This window comes from Lacinutrix sp. YIN62, from assembly GCF_057219185.1.
Genome location: NZ_JBXVVH010000009.1, coordinates 95692 through 111590 on the forward strand (window position 1 = coordinate 95692; position 15899 = coordinate 111590).

The 15899-nt window shown below is 34.8% G+C and carries 15 protein-coding genes; 13 read left to right on the forward strand and 2 right to left on the reverse strand.

The features are described from left to right. Nucleotides 1-110: 110 nt before the first annotated feature. Nucleotides 111-287: a hypothetical protein gene (locus AC2D8I_RS07825; protein ID WP_484705439.1), complete on the forward strand. Its 177-nt coding sequence runs from the start codon at nt 111-113 to the stop codon at nt 285-287. Nucleotides 288-293: 6 nt separating this feature from the next. Here AC2D8I_RS07825 and yihA read toward each other — a convergent pair whose 3' ends face one another. Beyond that, a complete protein-coding gene (gene yihA, locus AC2D8I_RS07830) occupies nt 294-896 on the reverse strand; it encodes a ribosome biogenesis GTP-binding protein YihA/YsxC (protein ID WP_484705440.1) in 603 nt (200 codons plus the stop codon). A 57-nt stretch (nt 897-953) separates the two neighbouring features. Further along, on the reverse strand, nt 954-1718 hold the full coding sequence (locus AC2D8I_RS07835; protein ID WP_484705441.1) for an alpha/beta fold hydrolase: 765 nt from the start codon (nt 1716-1718) through the stop codon (nt 954-956). Between the two features lie 296 nt (nt 1719-2014). Here AC2D8I_RS07835 and mraZ point away from each other — a divergent pair, with 296 nt between their 5' ends. The 12 genes from mraZ (at nt 2015) to ftsA (ending at nt 15815) form a co-directional block, all read left to right on the forward strand. Next, nucleotides 2015-2485: a division/cell wall cluster transcriptional repressor MraZ gene (gene mraZ, locus AC2D8I_RS07840; protein WP_484705442.1), complete on the forward strand. Its 471-nt coding sequence runs from the start codon at nt 2015-2017 to the stop codon at nt 2483-2485. Next, complete coding sequence (gene rsmH / locus AC2D8I_RS07845; protein WP_484705443.1) at nt 2472-3368, forward strand: 16S rRNA (cytosine(1402)-N(4))-methyltransferase RsmH; 897 nt, start codon at nt 2472-2474, stop codon at nt 3366-3368. Before mraZ ends, rsmH begins: the two co-directional genes overlap by 14 nt. 38 nt (nt 3369-3406) lie before the next feature. Continuing rightward, entirely contained in the window at nt 3407-3727 is a 321-nt protein-coding gene (locus AC2D8I_RS07850) for an FtsL-like putative cell division protein (RefSeq protein ID WP_484705444.1), read from the forward strand. 62 nt (nt 3728-3789) lie between these two features. Then, nucleotides 3790-5739: a penicillin-binding protein gene (locus AC2D8I_RS07855; RefSeq protein WP_484705511.1), complete on the forward strand. Its 1950-nt coding sequence runs from the start codon at nt 3790-3792 to the stop codon at nt 5737-5739. Further along, nucleotides 5736-7199, forward strand: coding sequence for a UDP-N-acetylmuramoyl-L-alanyl-D-glutamate--2,6-diaminopimelate ligase (locus tag AC2D8I_RS07860; RefSeq protein WP_484705445.1), 1464 nt, complete (start codon nt 5736-5738; stop codon nt 7197-7199). The genes AC2D8I_RS07855 and AC2D8I_RS07860 overlap by 4 nt, the downstream gene beginning before the upstream one ends. Before the next feature lie 53 nt (nt 7200-7252). After that, nucleotides 7253-8500: a phospho-N-acetylmuramoyl-pentapeptide-transferase gene (mraY, locus tag AC2D8I_RS07865; RefSeq protein WP_484705446.1), complete on the forward strand. Its 1248-nt coding sequence runs from the start codon at nt 7253-7255 to the stop codon at nt 8498-8500. A 15-nt stretch (nt 8501-8515) separates the two neighbouring features. Continuing rightward, nucleotides 8516-9853, forward strand: a complete 1338-nt coding sequence (gene murD / locus AC2D8I_RS07870; RefSeq protein ID WP_484705447.1) for a UDP-N-acetylmuramoyl-L-alanine--D-glutamate ligase — start codon at nt 8516-8518, stop codon at nt 9851-9853. Between the two features lie 108 nt (nt 9854-9961). Then, a complete protein-coding gene (locus tag AC2D8I_RS07875; RefSeq protein WP_484705448.1) occupies nt 9962-11164 on the forward strand; it encodes an FtsW/RodA/SpoVE family cell cycle protein in 1203 nt (400 codons plus the stop codon). Nucleotides 11165-11226: 62 nt separating this feature from the next. After that, nucleotides 11227-12333 (forward strand): undecaprenyldiphospho-muramoylpentapeptide beta-N-acetylglucosaminyltransferase, encoded by a 1107-nt coding sequence (murG, locus tag AC2D8I_RS07880; RefSeq protein WP_484705449.1) that lies wholly within the window; start codon nt 11227-11229, stop codon nt 12331-12333. Between the two features lie 82 nt (nt 12334-12415). Continuing rightward, nucleotides 12416-13768: a UDP-N-acetylmuramate--L-alanine ligase gene (murC, locus tag AC2D8I_RS07885; RefSeq protein ID WP_484705450.1), complete on the forward strand. Its 1353-nt coding sequence runs from the start codon at nt 12416-12418 to the stop codon at nt 13766-13768. Next, nucleotides 13758-14477, forward strand: coding sequence for a cell division protein FtsQ/DivIB (locus AC2D8I_RS07890; RefSeq protein WP_484705451.1), 720 nt, complete (start codon nt 13758-13760; stop codon nt 14475-14477). The genes murC and AC2D8I_RS07890 overlap by 11 nt, the downstream gene beginning before the upstream one ends. A gap of 3 nt (nt 14478-14480) precedes the next feature. Further along, nucleotides 14481-15815 (forward strand): cell division protein FtsA, encoded by a 1335-nt coding sequence (gene ftsA / locus AC2D8I_RS07895; protein ID WP_484705452.1) that lies wholly within the window; start codon nt 14481-14483, stop codon nt 15813-15815. The last annotated feature ends 84 nt before the right edge of the window (nt 15816-15899 follow it).

Sequence of the window (15899 nt, forward strand, 5' to 3'; positions counted from 1 at the left end):
TATTCATTTAAAATAAAGGTTTATAGGATGTTACATCTTAAATAAAGCTGTGAAATCTCAGTATTATTAGAAACAACAATTATTGTAATATATAAGGTATAGAAAATTCTGTGTTTCAAGAAGAAGCGTTCAATATTGCTCAAAGCAAATATACGCAAGGGTATCTTAGTTCTTATGAGTTTCTTGAAAGTAAATCGAATTACATTCAATCTCAATCTGAGCGTATTCAAGCTAAATACGATTACCTATTTAAAATTAAGGTTTTGGAGTATTACAAAAATGAATAACGCTTATTATAAATTCATATTGTTATTTAACCCATCAATATAGCCAAGCACCTCGTGCTTTCCAATACTTTTTGAGCTAGAAGAGACAAAGTAATTAGGCATAGCCTCCCAAGTTTCTAAGAGAATGCTTTTGTAGGCTTCTATATGACTTTCTATGGCCTTAGGTTTTAATTTGTCTGCTTTTGTAAAAATAATAGAAAAAGGAATGCCACCTTCTCCTAAGTATTGCATAAACTCTAAGTCTATAGGCTGTGGTTTATGTCTTATATCTACTAAAACAAAAGCGCTAACTAGCTGCTCCCTATGTTCAAAATACTGCGTAATAAACTTTTGAAATACTTTCTTTGTGGTTTTTGAAACACGAGCATAACCATAACCAGGAAGATCTACAAGGTACCATTCGTTGTTTATAATAAAATGGTTGATAAGTTGTGTTTTTCCAGGGCGACCAGAAGTTTTGGCTAAACTTTTTCTGCTAGTTAGCATGTTTATAAGTGACGATTTCCCAACATTGCTTCTCCCTATAAAGGCATATTCAGGAATCATTCCTTTGGGGCATTTTGCCACATCAGAATTACTCATTACAAATTCCGCAGATTTAATTTTCATAATTGTCTCCCTTAGAATGGGTGTTTTTTTGTTGGTCAGACTGTTTAAAGCAAGGTGTTAAAGCCCTCTTTTTTGTAGCCAGTCATATAAAATCTGATTAAACGTATTGGGATGCTCCATCATCGCGGCATGCCCACATGCATCAATCCAAAATAAATCGGAGTCGGGGAGTAACGCTTTAAATTCATGAGCTACTTCTGGAGGCGTAACATTATCATTTTTACCCCAAATAATGCAAACAGGAACATTCATATTTGGTAAATCAGAAGCCATGTTATGTCTTATGGCACTCTTGGCTATGGCAAGTGTTTTAATGAGCTTGTTTCTGTCGTTTACAGTCTCATAAACTTCATCAACTATCGCTTTGGTAGCAATAGCAGGGTCGTAAAACACATCTTGCGCTTTTTTCTTGATAACCTCATAATCCCTTCTTTTGGTATAACCGCCGCCCATGGCGTTTTCATACAAGCCAGAGCTTCCTGTTATTACCAAAGCTTTTACTTTGTTAGGGTGCAGTTTTGTATGGTAAAGGCCAATATGGCCTCCAAGGGAATTCCCAAGTAATATAACTTCTTTAAACCCTTTAAATTCAATGAATTCGTTAAGGTATTTAGCGAAGGCCTTCACATTGGTTTTTATAAGAGACATTGTGTAAATAGGGAGCTCAGGGATAATAACCTTGTAGCCTTTATCTTTAAAATGAGAAGTTACGCCGTCAAAATTACTTAAGCCTCCCATAAGTCCGTGTAGCACAATAATGGGTGTGCCTTCTCCAACTTCTATATAGTTAAATTTTCCTTCTTTTTTTAGAGTGTGCGTCATTAAACGTTAGTCGATTCAGTTAGAGCAAATATAGTTATTTCAATCAAAATAATTACATATTCTGAGTATAGTTGAGATAAGGAGTGTAAAACCTGTGTTTAAGGTTGTGTAATTATCAAGCGAATTGTAGTGTAAGTTTCTGATATGTAGTTGTTAATGTGTTTTTAATGGGGTTCTTGCTAGGGTTTTTAAGGTGTTTTAACGAATACTTATTAACAATGTGGTGTAAAGTGGTAAAATGTGGTAATTTTTTCAATATATTTGAATATTAAAAAACACTTATCTGGAGAATTGTTTTGAGCTCATTAATAGGAACATACGAATGTAAAGTTGATGCCAAAGGTAGGCTAATGCTTCCTTCTGCGCTAAAAAAACAGTTGTCTTTAGTTCTTGAAAATGGTTTTGTGCTTAAGAGAGCTGTTTTTCAACCGTGTTTGGAATTGTATCCAATGGCGGAATGGGAAGTGTTGATGCAAAAGATGAATAAGCTGAATAGATTCAATAAAAAAAATAATGATTTTATTCGTCGTTTTACTGCAGGAGTGAAAATAGTTGAGGTAGATAACAACGGAAGATTGTTAATACCTAAAGATCTAGTAGTCTTTGCTGGTATTTTAAAAAATATTGTGGTGTCTTCAGCCATAAATATTGTTGAAATATGGGATAAGGAAAATTATGAACAAGCCATAGATGCTGCTGCTGTTGATTTTGGTGATCTGGCAGAAGAAGTTATGGGGCAAGATGATAATGAAGATGGAATATCATAATCCAGTATTATTAAAAGAAACCGTAGATGGTTTAAGTATAAAAGAAGATGGCATCTATGTGGATGTTACATTTGGTGGTGGAGGCCATAGTAAAGAAATTTTAAAACGCCTTGGGAAAAAAGGGAGGTTGTTCGCTTTTGATCAAGATGCAGATGCTCTTGAGAATACGATTAATGATGAGCGTTTTATGTTGATTCATGAGAATTTTAGATATATCAAGCGTTTTTTAAGGTTTTATGGTGTTAAAGAAGTTGATGGTATTTTAGCCGATTTTGGTGTGTCATCACATCAATTTGATGTTGCAGAGCGAGGGTTTTCAACACGATTTGAAGCGAATCTGGATATGCGAATGAATCAAGATAATGACATTTCTGCATATCACGTTGTAAATAAATATGAGGAGAATGAAATAAAACAGGTTTTGTTTCAATATGGAGAGCTAAGAGCAGCTCCAGCAATGGCTAGGTTAATAGTCGCTGCAAGAGAGGAGGCTCCAATTATAACGAGTGAGCAATTAAAAAAAGTGTTGAAAAAGTTTTTGCCACCAAAACACGAAAATAAAGTTTTGGCACAGATATATCAAGCGATTCGTATAGAAGTGAATCAGGAAATAGAAGTTTTAAAAGCTTTTTTAACTCAAACGCCAGAATTATTAAAGCCAGAAGGGCGCTTGAGTTTTATAAGCTATCACTCTCTAGAAGATCGGTTGGTAAAGCGATTTATAAGAAATGGTTTGTTTGAAGGGGAGCCAGAGCGAGATGTTTTTGGGCGTTTTGAGGTGCCTTTAAAAAAAGTAGGTGGTTTAATAGTGCCTAGCCAGGAAGAGATAAAACAAAATAATAGAGCGAGAAGCGCAAAGCTTCGTATTGCTGAAAAAGTGTAAATAGTGTGTTTGTGCGATTGGATGCGTGAAAAGTAAAGATGAAAAAGAATATTTATAGCATATTAAGAGGGACGTTTTTAGTGAGTGATGATTCCTTTAAGAATTGGAGGATGATTCTCTTTATCTCGGTGTTAGCTATAGTGATGATTGCTAGTTCGCATAGTGCAGATAAAAAAGTATATGATATCGCAAGACTAGGGAATCAAGCAAAAGAACTGCGGTCGGCATTTATAGATGCTAGAGGGCGGCTTATGGAAATGAAAAAGCAGTCCGTAGTCACTATGAAAATGAAAGAAAAGGGTTTGAAAACCTCAGAGGTGCCGCCTCAAAAAATAAAAGTTAAACCACAACAAAATTAAGTTCTATCGTGGCAAAAAACGAAACGAACATATTAAACCGATTGTATTTTATAGCTGGATGTATGTTCATCTTTGCGCTAGCTGTGGTTTTTAAACTGTTGAGTATTCAGTTTGTAGATGGTGATAAATATAGAGAATTAGCTGGTAAGCGAATGGTAAAGAGAGTGCCTATTCCTGCTAATAGAGGGAATGTGTATTCTGTAAATGGAAACTTGTTGGCGACCTCAATTCCTAAGTACGACATACGGATTGATGCACTAACGCCATCAGTAAAAACATTTGAGAAATATATTGTAGCACTTAGCGATTCGCTAGCGGTTTATTCAGGGCGGTCTTCTAGTTATTATCAAAAAGCAATTAGAAAAGCAAGGGCTAATAGGAATCGGTATTATTTATTAGCGCGAGATGTTGGGTATTCCGATTATTTGCGATTGCGTAGTTTTCCTTTATTGAAATTAGGCGCCTTTAAAGGTGGTTTAATTGTGGAGCAAAATACTAAGCGAGAGCATCCAATGGGAGGTATCGCTCAACGTACAATTGGCTATGAACGTATAGATGATAAGGGAAACGTTACCAGACCAGGAATAGATGGTGCTTTTGGTGTGAAGTATCTAAGAGGGAAAAATGGACGTCGTTTAAAACAAAAAATAGGAAAAGGCCAATGGAAACCTATTAGAGATGCGAATGAGGAAGAACCGCAAGATGGTTATGATGTGTATACAACTATTGATGTGAATATTCAAGATATAGCACATCATGCTTTGTTGGAGCAATTAGAAGAATATGAAGCCGAGCATGGGTCTGTTGTTGTTATGGAGGTAAATACAGGAGAGATTAGAGCGATTTCAAATCTGGGAAGAACAACAAAAGGGAATTATTATGAGAAACTTAATTATGCAGTAGGCGAGTCTCATGAGCCAGGCTCTACATTTAAATTAATGGCTATAATGGCAGCCCTTGAAGACGGCGTGATAGATACAGCAAGTGTTGTCGATACAAAAAATGGGTACAAACGCTTTTATGGAAGGTCAATAACAGATACAAAAGGCCATGGGAAAGTGTCTGCAGCAAAAGCTTTTGAATTGTCTTCAAATATAGGGATGGCTACTATTATAGATGAGCATTATGCTAAAAAACCTATCGAATTTATTAAGCAATTAGATGCATGGGGGCTAAATGATGTGCTAGAATTGCCTATCGTTGGAGAGGGAATTCCTAATATCCCAAGACCAGGGGACGATAATTGGAGTCGTAATGCATTGCCTTCAATGGCATATGGTTATAATTTAAAATTGACACCATTACAAACGTTAACATTTTATAATGCCGTTGCAAATGATGGCGAAATGGTGAAGCCTCATTTTATAAAAGAAGTTAGGGATTTAGATAAAGAAATAGAAGTGTTTGAGAAAGAGGTGATAAATAGTCGAATTTGCTCTAAACAAACGATTAAGGCTGCTCAAGAAATGTTGAAAAATGTTGTAGTTCGCGGTACAGGTAAGCGGCTATATTCTAAATATTTTTCAATGGCAGGGAAAACAGGGACGGCTAGAACAGATTATAAAAATTATGAAAAATGGCGTAAGAATAGAAAATATGTATCCTCTTTTGCAGGGTATTTTCCTGTAGAGAAACCTAAGTATTCTTGTATAGTCGTAATACATAAACCAAGTACTAAAAAGGGGATTTATGGCGCTGATGTTTCAGGGCCAGTCTTTAAGAAAATAGCACAAAAAATATTTACCGATACACCAATTATAGATGAGATTGAATCCTTGGAAGTTAAAAAAGCTTCCGTAGAAAAAGAATTTCAAAACTATTATGATGTATCAAATATTTACTTAACTATAATGCCTAATGTTATTGGGTTGCCTGTAATGGATGCGATTGCATTGTGTGAGAATTTAGGATTAAAAGTGAAAATGGATGGCATTGGGGTTGTTAAAAAACAATCCATTCCTAAGGGGCAGAAAATAAAGGAAAATCAAACTATCGTATTAAAAGTATCGTGAAGTCTTTAAAAAACATATTATACAAGGTTAATATAAACGTCGTTGGGGGTAGTACTAACGTTTTAGTTGAAAATATTCATTTTGATTCAAAATATATTGAAGAAAATGATGTTTTTGTAGCAATAAAAGGAACTGTAACAGACGGGCATCGTTATATAGGTAACGCTATAGCGCAAGGTGCTACGGTTATTGTTTGCGAATATTTACCAGAAGTAAGAATAGAAGGGGTTACGTATTTGGAAGTCGCAGATTCAAGTGAAGCATTAGCAGTCATGGCTTCTAACTATTATGATAATCCATCAAAAAATTTAAAGCTTGTAGGGGTAACAGGTACTAATGGAAAGACAACCGTAGCAACATTGTTATATAACTTGTTTAAAAAGGCAGGCTATAAAGTTGGTTTGCTATCTACAGTTGTTATAAAAGTAGATAATAAGGATTATAAAGCAACGCATACAACTCCAGATTCATTGACTATAAATCGGTATTTAAAAGAAATGAATAGGCAGGGTGTTGAGTTTTGTTTTATGGAAGTAAGTTCGCATGGGATTCATCAAAAAAGGACAAAGGGTTTGCATTTTGAAGGAGGGATTTTTACAAACCTAACGCATGATCATTTGGATTATCATGACACGTTTGCGGAATACCGTGATGTTAAAAAGTTGTTTTTTGATAATCTAGATAAAAATGCTTTTGCACTTGTGAATGCGGATGATAAAAATGCAGGAGTAATGCTCCAAAATACGAAAGCAAAACAATACAAATATGCGCTTAAAAGTTTTGCAGATTTTAAAGCGCAAATTTTAGAAAACCAATTTGGAGGACTACTATTAAAAATTAATGATAGTGAAGTGTGGACGAAACTTATTGGTAATTTTAATGCATATAATGTCTTAGCTATTTTTGGAACGGCAGAGTTGTTAGGGCTTGAGAAACATGAAATACTTAGGTTAATAAGTGAGTTAGATAGCGTTAGTGGACGGTTTCAATATTTCGTTTCAGAGAAAAAAATTACAGCAATAGTGGACTATGCTCATACTCCAGATGCGCTTAAAAATGTATTGGAGACTATAAATAGTATTCGTTCTAAAAACGAAGAGCTGATAACTGTAGTCGGTTGTGGGGGCGATAGAGATAAAATGAAGCGCGCTAAGATGGGGCATATTGCTTCGGCTTTGAGTACTAAGGTTGTTTTTACAAGTGATAACCCGAGAAGTGAAGTGCCGGAAGTTATAATAGAGGCTATGGAAAAAGGTGTTGAACCGCAGTATTTAAAAAGAATTGTTTCCATAACAAATAGAAAGCAAGCAATTAAAACGGCTTGCCAAATGGCTAACGAAGGAGATATTATTTTAATAGCAGGTAAAGGACACGAGACCTATCAAGAAATTAAGGGAGAGCGTTTTGATTTCGATGATTATAAAACTGTTCAAGCGCTTTTAAAAGAAGTGGAAAAATAAAAATAAAGCCTTTTAATTACGGTTGTAAGGTTGATGTTGAAAAATAATAATATATGTTATACTACTTATTCGAATATTTAGAAAAGCAATACCAGTTAACAGGAGCGAGTGTGTTTCAATTCATTACGTTTAGAGCTGCTTTGGCTATTATATTGTCATTGCTGTTTTCAACAATATTTGGTAAAAAAATAATTTTATACCTTCAGAAAAAACAAGTTGGAGAATCTGTTAGGGACTTAGGCTTAGACGGGCAAATGGAAAAAGCGGGAACACCAACTATGGGAGGTGTTATTATTATCCTGGCGACACTTATTCCTGTGCTGTTAGTCGCTAAATTAGATAACGTGTATGTTGTTATGTTAATTGTAACGACGTTATGGATGGGGTTGGTAGGATTTACAGATGATTATATAAAGGTTTTTAAAAAAGATAAAGCAGGTTTAAGTGGAAAGTTTAAAATATTAGGCCAAGTAGGTCTGGGGCTTTTCGTAGGCGCAATTATGTATTTTCATCCAGGTGTAACCATAAAGCAAGATGTGGGAGGACAGAATGTTCAAGTTGTACAAAGTACTGGGACTAAAGCTATAGATAGTGTTGTTAAACCTATTCGTCCAGAAGAAAAATCAACTAAGACAACCATTCCCTTTTTTAAAAACAACGAGTTCGATTATTCAGATTTGATTACTTGGATGGGAGATGGTTATGGTAAATATGCGTGGCTAATTTTTATTCCAATAGTTATTTTTATAGTTACGGCAGTATCTAATGGGGCTAATCTTACAGATGGTATAGATGGATTAGCAGCAGGAAGCTCGGCAATAATAGTTTTTGCTTTAGCTGTTTTTGCTTTTGTTTCAGGGAATATAGGTTTTTCCGATTATCTTAATGTTATGTTTATACCTAGACTAGGGGAGTTGGTTGTATTTATAGCTGCATTTGCAGGAGCTTTAATAGGGTTTCTGTGGTATAATACATATCCGGCTCAGGTGTTTATGGGGGATACAGGAAGTTTAACTATAGGGGGTATCATTGCTGTAATAGCTATTGCGGTAAGAAAAGAATTATTAATCCCTTTATTATGCGGGATCTTTTTCGCAGAGTCTTTATCGGTGATTTTACAAGTCTCGTGGTTTAAGTATACTAAAAAGAAATATGGTGAAGGTAGGCGTATTTTAAAAATGTCACCATTACATCATCATTACCAAAAGTCAGGATATCATGAAAGTAAAATAGTTACACGATTTTGGATTGTAGGCGTGTTCTTGGCTATACTTTCAATAATAACATTGAAATTAAGATAACATTTAGAGTAAAAAGTGAAAAAACAAAGATTAGTCATATTAGGAGGAGGCGAAAGTGGTGTTGGAACTGCTCTTTTGGCAAAGGCCAAAGGGTATGATGTTTTTGTTTCAGACAAAGGACGTATAAAAAGAAAATACAAAACGCTTCTTATAGAAAATAAAATTGAATGGGAAGAACAGCAACATACCGAATCTAAGATTTTAAATGCGGATGTTGTGATGAAGAGTCCAGGAATTCCAGAAGGCATACCTTTAATTCAGAGCATATTGAAAAATAAAATTTCAATGATTTCTGAAATTGAATTTGCGTCAAAGTATACCAATGCTGTTCTAGTCGGTATTACAGGGAGTAATGGGAAAACAACAACAGCTTCATTAACACACCATATTTTGAGGCAAGAATTAAATGTAGGATTGGCCGGAAATATTGGAGATAGTTTTGCAATGCAAGTTTTAAAAGATGATTTTAAAAACTATGTGTTAGAAATAAGTAGTTTTCAGTTAGACGGTATTGCAGATTTTAAACCTCAAATAGCAGTTTTAACAAATATTACTCCAGATCATTTAGATAGATATAATTATAAGTTTGAAAATTATATTGCATCGAAGTTTAGGATCGCTTTAAATCAAACAAAAGACGATTACTTGATTTATGATGGAGATGATGAAATTATAAATGATTGGATTGCTAATCATAACATTCAATCCACACTATTGCCCTTTTCATTAACACGGAAAATTGAAAATGGGGCGTATTTAGACAAAGAAAATATAAAAATAACAATAGATAACAACCAGATAATTATGCCAACAAAAAATCTAGCTCTAGAAGGAAAACATAATATTAAAAATGCAATGGCTGCTTCAGCAGTATCTCATTTGCTTAAAATAAGAAAGCAAACTATACGTGAGAGCCTGGAGAATTTTCATGGTGTAGAACACCGTTTGGAACAAGTGCTTAAAATAAATAAGGTACAGTATATAAACGATTCTAAGGCTACTAATGTAAATGCAACATACTATGCGTTGGAAAGTATGGGAGCGCCAACGGTATGGATTGTTGGAGGAATCGATAAGGGGAATGATTATACGGAGTTGTTTTCTTTTGTAAATGAGAAGGTTAAAGCGATTATTTGTTTGGGCATAGACAATGAAAAGCTTCTGGAAAATTTTAGGAATACGGTAGATGTTATTGTGGAGACTCAATTTATGGAAGAAGCGGTTAAAATAGCATATAAAATAGCCGAAGCTGGAGACAATGTGTTGTTATCACCTGCTTGTGCTAGTTTTGATTTGTTTGAAAATTATGAAGATAGAGGACGGCAGTTTAAAGATGCTGTAAGAAATCTGTAAGTTAAATAATATAATTGTTAGAACAACAGTCGAAAATGGGACTTTTGGAAGCTATTTAAAAGTGGAGATTAAAGAGGTTATAACTCTGTATTAAGAGAATAAATAAAAATGCAACAATTATTTAAAAACATAAAAGGGGATCGATTAATATGGGCTATAGCTGCTTTGCTAGCTATTTTCTCATTCCTTCCTGTATATAGTGCTGCGAGTAATTTGGCATATGTTGGTGAGAGTACAAATACCTTTTCGTTTTTTGTGAAGCATTTTATGCATTTGTTTTTAGGCTTTACCATAATGTATGGCGTACATAAAATTCCATATCGTTATTTTAGAGGATTGTCCATGGTTATGATTCCTATTGTGTTTTTGCTTTTAGTACTCACAATGATGCAAGGCACTACTATAGAGGGAGCCAATGCTAGTAGATGGATAAAAATACCTATAGTCGGCATGTCATTTCAAACCTCTACTTTGGCATCGGTGGTATTGATGGTGTATGTAGCACGGTATCTTTCAAAAATTAAAGACAAAAAAATTACGTTTAAAGAATCTATTTTACCGCTTTGGGCACCAGTATTTGTGATTTTGGCATTAATATTGCCCTCTAATTTTTCTACTACAGCAATTATTTTTTTAATGGTTATCGTATTGGTGTTTTTGGGCGGGTATCCCATTAGGTATTTAATGGTAATTGTAGGGTCAGGTTTGTTGGGATTGCTGCTATTTGTTCTCGTAGCAAAAGCCTTTCCAGAGGCTATGCCTAATAGAGTAGATACCTGGATAAGTCGAATAGAGAGTTTTTCTAACGATGAAGATAATGAATCAGATTATCAAATAGAGAAAGCAAAAATAGCAATAGCAACAGGAGGAATAAAAGGAGTTGGGCCAGGTAAAAGTATTCAGAAAAACTTCTTACCTCAATCCTCTTCAGATTTTATATTTGCGATTATAATAGAAGAATATGGCCTAATAGGTGGTTTTTTTCTAATGATTTTATATATGTGGTTGTTATTTAGAATAGTAATAGTTGCACAGAAGTCCGATACTATGTTTGGGAAATTGTTGGTTTTGGGTGTTGGACTGCCAATAGTATTTCAAGCGATGATAAATATGGCGGTAGCAGTGGAGTTATTTCCTGTAACAGGGCAAACACTACCATTAATAAGTAGTGGTGGAACCTCCATTTGGATGACCTGCTTAGCAATAGGAATCATACTAAGTGTCAGTTCAAAACGAGAAGAGATGAAAGAGCAGGAAGATGAAAAAGAAAAGAATAGTGCTTCTTTAGAGACGCTTTCTGGGACTGTTTAGATTAAAAATAAGAAATAACTATAAAGGCATTTGGGTAAAGAAATACTTAGAGATAAATAAAAGTGAGTAGTAAAAATAAAACATATAAAATTATACTTTCTGGAGGTGGAACGGGGGGACATATTTACCCCGCAATTGCTATCGCAAACGAATTAAAATTACGCTATCCTAATACGCAATTTTTGTTTGTTGGAGCAGAAGATAGAATGGAAATGGAGAAGGTGCCTCAAGCAGGTTATGAAATAAAAGGATTATGGATTACGGGTATTCAGAGAAAAATGACTCTTGAAAATCTAATGTTTCCTTTTAAATTAATTAATAGTTTGTGGAATGCTAAGAAAATAATTAATGCATTCAAACCCGATGTGGTTATTGGTACAGGAGGATTTGCAAGTGGTCCATTATTACAGGTTGCTGGATTAAAGGGAATACCTAGTCTAATTCAAGAACAAAACTCGTACCCAGGTATCACAAATAAATTATTATCTAAAAAAGTCCAAAAAATCTGTGTAGCATACGATGGATTGGAGCGTTTTTTTCCAAAAGAAAAAATGATTAAAACAGGAAACCCTGTGCGTCAAGACCTGCTGAATATTAATAGTTCTAAGGCCGAAGCTATTAAGACGTTTGATTTGGTAGAAGGAAAACAAACACTTTTAGTTTTGGGGGGGAGCCTCGGAGCAAGAGCAATTAATGAACTTTTGGAACGGGAATTGGATTTCTTGCAAATGCAAAACCTTCAAATTATATGGCAATGCGGAACGTTGTATTATGAGCAATATAAAATTTATAATCACACAAAGCATGTGCAAGTTCATGCTTTTATTAATAAAATGAATTGTGCATATGCTGCGGCAGATTTTATTATTTCGAGAGCAGGAGCAGGGTCTGTTTCAGAGCTATGCATCGTAGGTAAACCTGTCGTTTTTGTGCCTTCACCTTATGTAGCAGAAGATCATCAAACCAAAAACGCAAATGCAGTAGTCGATAAGGATGCTGCAATTTTGATAGCTCAGGAGGATTTAAAGGTCGATTTTAAGAATAAATTTTCTCAATTAATAGCATCGGTCGAAAGGCAGAAACAGTTAGGGGAAAATATTAAAAAATTGGCGATGGTAAATGCAACAAAGCAAATCGTGGACGAGGTTGAAAAGCTTCTTGATAAATAACTAAAAATATATAGTCAGTTCAAATTAAAACGACAGGCTTTATTAAAATAAAAAGCATTCTGAAAAAAGTAGGAGAATAAATATGAATTTAAATAGTATACATAATATTTATTTTATTGGCATTGGAGGTATAGGAATGAGTGCTATAGCACGCTATTTTAAAGCCGCACAAAAAGAAGTTGCGGGCTATGATAAAACGCAAACAGAAATCACCGATGCTTTAGTGGATTTAGGTATAGATGTCCATTTTAAGGATGCTATTGCAAATGTGAAGTCCTGTTTTTTGGATCCCGAAACAACACTTGTGGTTTATACGCCAGCAATTCCAAAAGAACATAAAGAGCTTACTTATTTTAGAAATAACAATTACAATATTCTAAAACGCTCAGAGATTTTAGGGCTAATTACAGAAAATACATTTTGTTTGGCGGTTGCAGGAACACATGGAAAAACAACAACAACAAGCATTTTAGGTCATTTATTAAATGAATGTAATGTGAAACTAACGGCTTTTTTGGGAGGTATTAGTGAGAATTATAACTCTAACTTAATTTTAAACGGAAGTGCTGTTAGTGTTGTCGAAGCAGATGAGTTTGATCGCTCGTTTTTAACATTATCTCCAGATTTGGCTTGTATCACCTCTATGGATGCAGATCATTTAGATATTTATGGCGATGCTTCAGCGTTAACTCAAGCATTTCAAGATTTTTCTAAACGGTTAAAACCTAAAGGAAAGTTGTTTGTTAAAAACGGATTGCCGTTAAAGGGCATAACATATGGAATCGAAGATAATTCAGATTATGCTGCTCAAAATATAAAAATAGAGAATGGCGCGTATGTGTTCGATATAAAAACACCTCAAGGATTATTAAAGGACATTCGGTTTAATTTGCCAGGAAGGCATAATTTATCTAATGCATTAATAGCAATGGCAATGGCTATAGAATATGGTGTGCCTGGTGAAGATTTAATAAAGGCATTAGCAAATTATAAGGGTGTGCGACGTCGTTTTTCGTATCAGATAAAACGAGATGAATTAGTGTATATAGATGATTATGCTCATCATCCAGAGGAGATTAATGCCGTTTATCAAGCCGTTAGAGAAATGTATCCAAACGATAAAGCATTGGTTGTTTTTCAGCCGCATTTGTTTTCAAGAACACAAGATTTTGTTAATGCATTTGCAAAAAGCCTCTCACAGTTTGATGAAATATTATTATTAGATATCTATCCCGCAAGAGAACAGCCTATAGAAGGGGTGACTTCTCAATGGTTGTGTGACAAGATAGAAGGGGTAAATAAAGCAGTAATACGTAAAGATGAAATTAGTTCTAAAATAAAAGAAAGTAAAGCTAGAGTAGTACTCACGCTAGGCGCAGGCGATATTGGAGTCGCGGTTAAACAGATAAAAGAAGCGTTGTTAGATGAAAATTAATTGGAATTACATAAAAATGATTGGATTGTTTCTTTTAGTTGTATTTTTGTGCGCTTTTGCATCGGAAAGAAATGGTTCTAGAAAAGTGTCTGCTCCCAAAATAGAGTTTTTAGGAGAACAGAATCTTTTTATAACGCAAGAGGCTGTTAGTAAATTGTTAATACAAAATCAAGGTCGGGTTACGAGTGTATCAAAAGAAGTTTTAGATTTGAATATCCTAGAGGCGACCCTAAACTCTAACCCAATGATTGAGTCGGCTGAAGTTTTTGTAAGTGTAAATGGAGAACTTTCAGCAAAGATTAAGCAAAAAAAACCTATAGCAAGAGTAAATAATGCGGTTTCGTATTATGTTGACAATCAAGGCGGATTTATGCCGTTGTCAAAAAATTATACAGAACGTGTGCCATTAGTTACTGGTTACGTAAACAAAAATGATTTAGCTAACGTATTTGTTATAGCTAATAAAATATATAATGATGAATTCTTGAAAACCAATGTTGTCGAGATTCATCAGGGTGAGGATAAATCCATAGATTTAAGATTACGTCAATGCAACTTTAAAGTGCAATTGGGACAATTGAATCATTTGGAAAAGAAAATTAACAACTTAAAGGCGTTTTATCAAAAAGCGATGAAAGATAGGACGCTTAATAAATACAATAAAGTGAATTTACAATTTGGAAATCAAGTTGTATGTACCAAAGTATAAGTTATGGAGCATAATATTGCAGTTGGATTAGACATAGGAACTACAAAAATTGTGGCTATGATTGGTCGTAAGAATGAATATGATAAAGTGGAAATTTTAGGCATTGGTAAATCTAAAAGTCTGGGTGTACACCGTGGTGTCGTAAATAATATAACGCAAACTATTCAATCTATTCAATTAGCTATTCAAGAAGCTGAAGTCGCAGCAGCTACAAAAATAGAAGGTGTAACGGTAGGTATTGCAGGACAGCATATTCGTAGTTTACAGCATAGCGATTATGTTACGAGGCCAAATTCGGAAACAGTTATAGACGATGAGGACATAGAACGCCTAATAAACCAAGTGCATAAATTGGTGATGCTTCCCGGTGAAGAGATTATTCATGTATTGCCACAAGAATATAAAATTGATGGGCAAGCAGAGATAACAGAGCCTATAGGGATGTATGGTGGTCGGCTAGAAGCTAATTTTCATGTTGTAGTAGGACAGGTCTCCTCGATAAGAAATATAGGACGTTGTGTAAAAAGTGCAGGTTTAGAGTTGGAAGGGATTACATTAGAACCCTTAGCATCAGCAAACGCCGTGTTGAGTCAAGAGGAGAAAGAGGCAGGAGTAGCATTAATAGATATAGGAGGTGGGACAACAGATTTAGCCATTTTTAGAGAAGGTATAATTAGGCATACAGCCGTAATCCCTTTTGGAGGAAATGTGATTACCGAAGATATAAAGGAAGGATGTTCAATTATAGAAAAACAAGCAGAGTTATTAAAAATAAAATTTGGATCTGCTTGGCCTGGAGAAAATAAAGACAATGAAATTGTCTCTATTCCAGGATTGAGAGGGCGGGACCCAAAGGAAATAACGTTAAAGAATTTATCGAAAATTATACACGCTCGTGTAGTCGAAATCATTGAACAAGTGTATGTAGAGATTAAAAATTATGGTCACGAAGAGCAGAAAAAGAAATTGATAGCGGGAATTGTGTTAACAGGCGGAGGAAGTCAATTAAAACACCTAAAGCAGTTGGTGGAGTATATCACAGGAATGGATACGCGAATCGGTTATCCAAATGAGCATTTAGCAGGTGATAGTGACGATGCGATTACTAGTCCGTTATTTGCAACAGCCGTAGGTTTAGTTATGGATGGCTTAAAACGTCAAGAAAGACGTAAAGCAGAAGCTGTTGTCGAAGAAATACAAACAGAAACGATTTCAGAAAAAGAAGAAGAGCCCGTGAGAGACGAAGAGCCAGTCGTGGAAGTCCCTAAAAAAGCAAAGCGATCATTTTTAGATGCATTAACAGAACGTGTTAAGGATTTTTTAGATAATGCAGAATAGGGAGTGTTGTTAGATGATTTAGAGAAGCTTGTCAAAATACAGTGCTATACAAAAGATAAAAAGGATGATGAGTTTATCATCAAG

What these genes read in the sequence shown, in the direction of transcription:
- rsmH (WP_484705443.1), top strand. Translation starts at nt 2,472, where the DNA reads ATGGAATATCATAATCCAGTATTATTAAAAGAAACCGTAGATGGTTTA.
- AC2D8I_RS07855 (WP_484705511.1), top strand. Translation starts at nt 3,790, where the DNA reads ATGTTCATCTTTGCGCTAGCTGTGGTTTTTAAACTGTTGAGTATTCAG.
- AC2D8I_RS07890 (WP_484705451.1), top strand. Translation starts at nt 13,758, where the DNA reads ATGAAAATTAATTGGAATTACATAAAAATGATTGGATTGTTTCTTTTA.
- AC2D8I_RS07850 (WP_484705444.1), top strand. Translation starts at nt 3,407, where the DNA reads ATGAAAAAGAATATTTATAGCATATTAAGAGGGACGTTTTTAGTGAGT.
- murC (WP_484705450.1), top strand. Translation starts at nt 12,416, where the DNA reads ATGAATTTAAATAGTATACATAATATTTATTTTATTGGCATTGGAGGT.
- mraY (WP_484705446.1), top strand. Translation starts at nt 7,253, where the DNA reads ATGTTATACTACTTATTCGAATATTTAGAAAAGCAATACCAGTTAACA.
- ftsA (WP_484705452.1), top strand. Translation starts at nt 14,481, where the DNA reads ATGGAGCATAATATTGCAGTTGGATTAGACATAGGAACTACAAAAATT.
- AC2D8I_RS07835 (WP_484705441.1), bottom strand. Translation starts at nt 1,718, where the DNA reads ATGACGCACACTCTAAAAAAAGAAGGAAAATTTAACTATATAGAAGTT.
- yihA (WP_484705440.1), bottom strand. Translation starts at nt 896, where the DNA reads ATGAAAATTAAATCTGCGGAATTTGTAATGAGTAATTCTGATGTGGCA.
- AC2D8I_RS07875 (WP_484705448.1), top strand. Translation starts at nt 9,962, where the DNA reads ATGCAACAATTATTTAAAAACATAAAAGGGGATCGATTAATATGGGCT.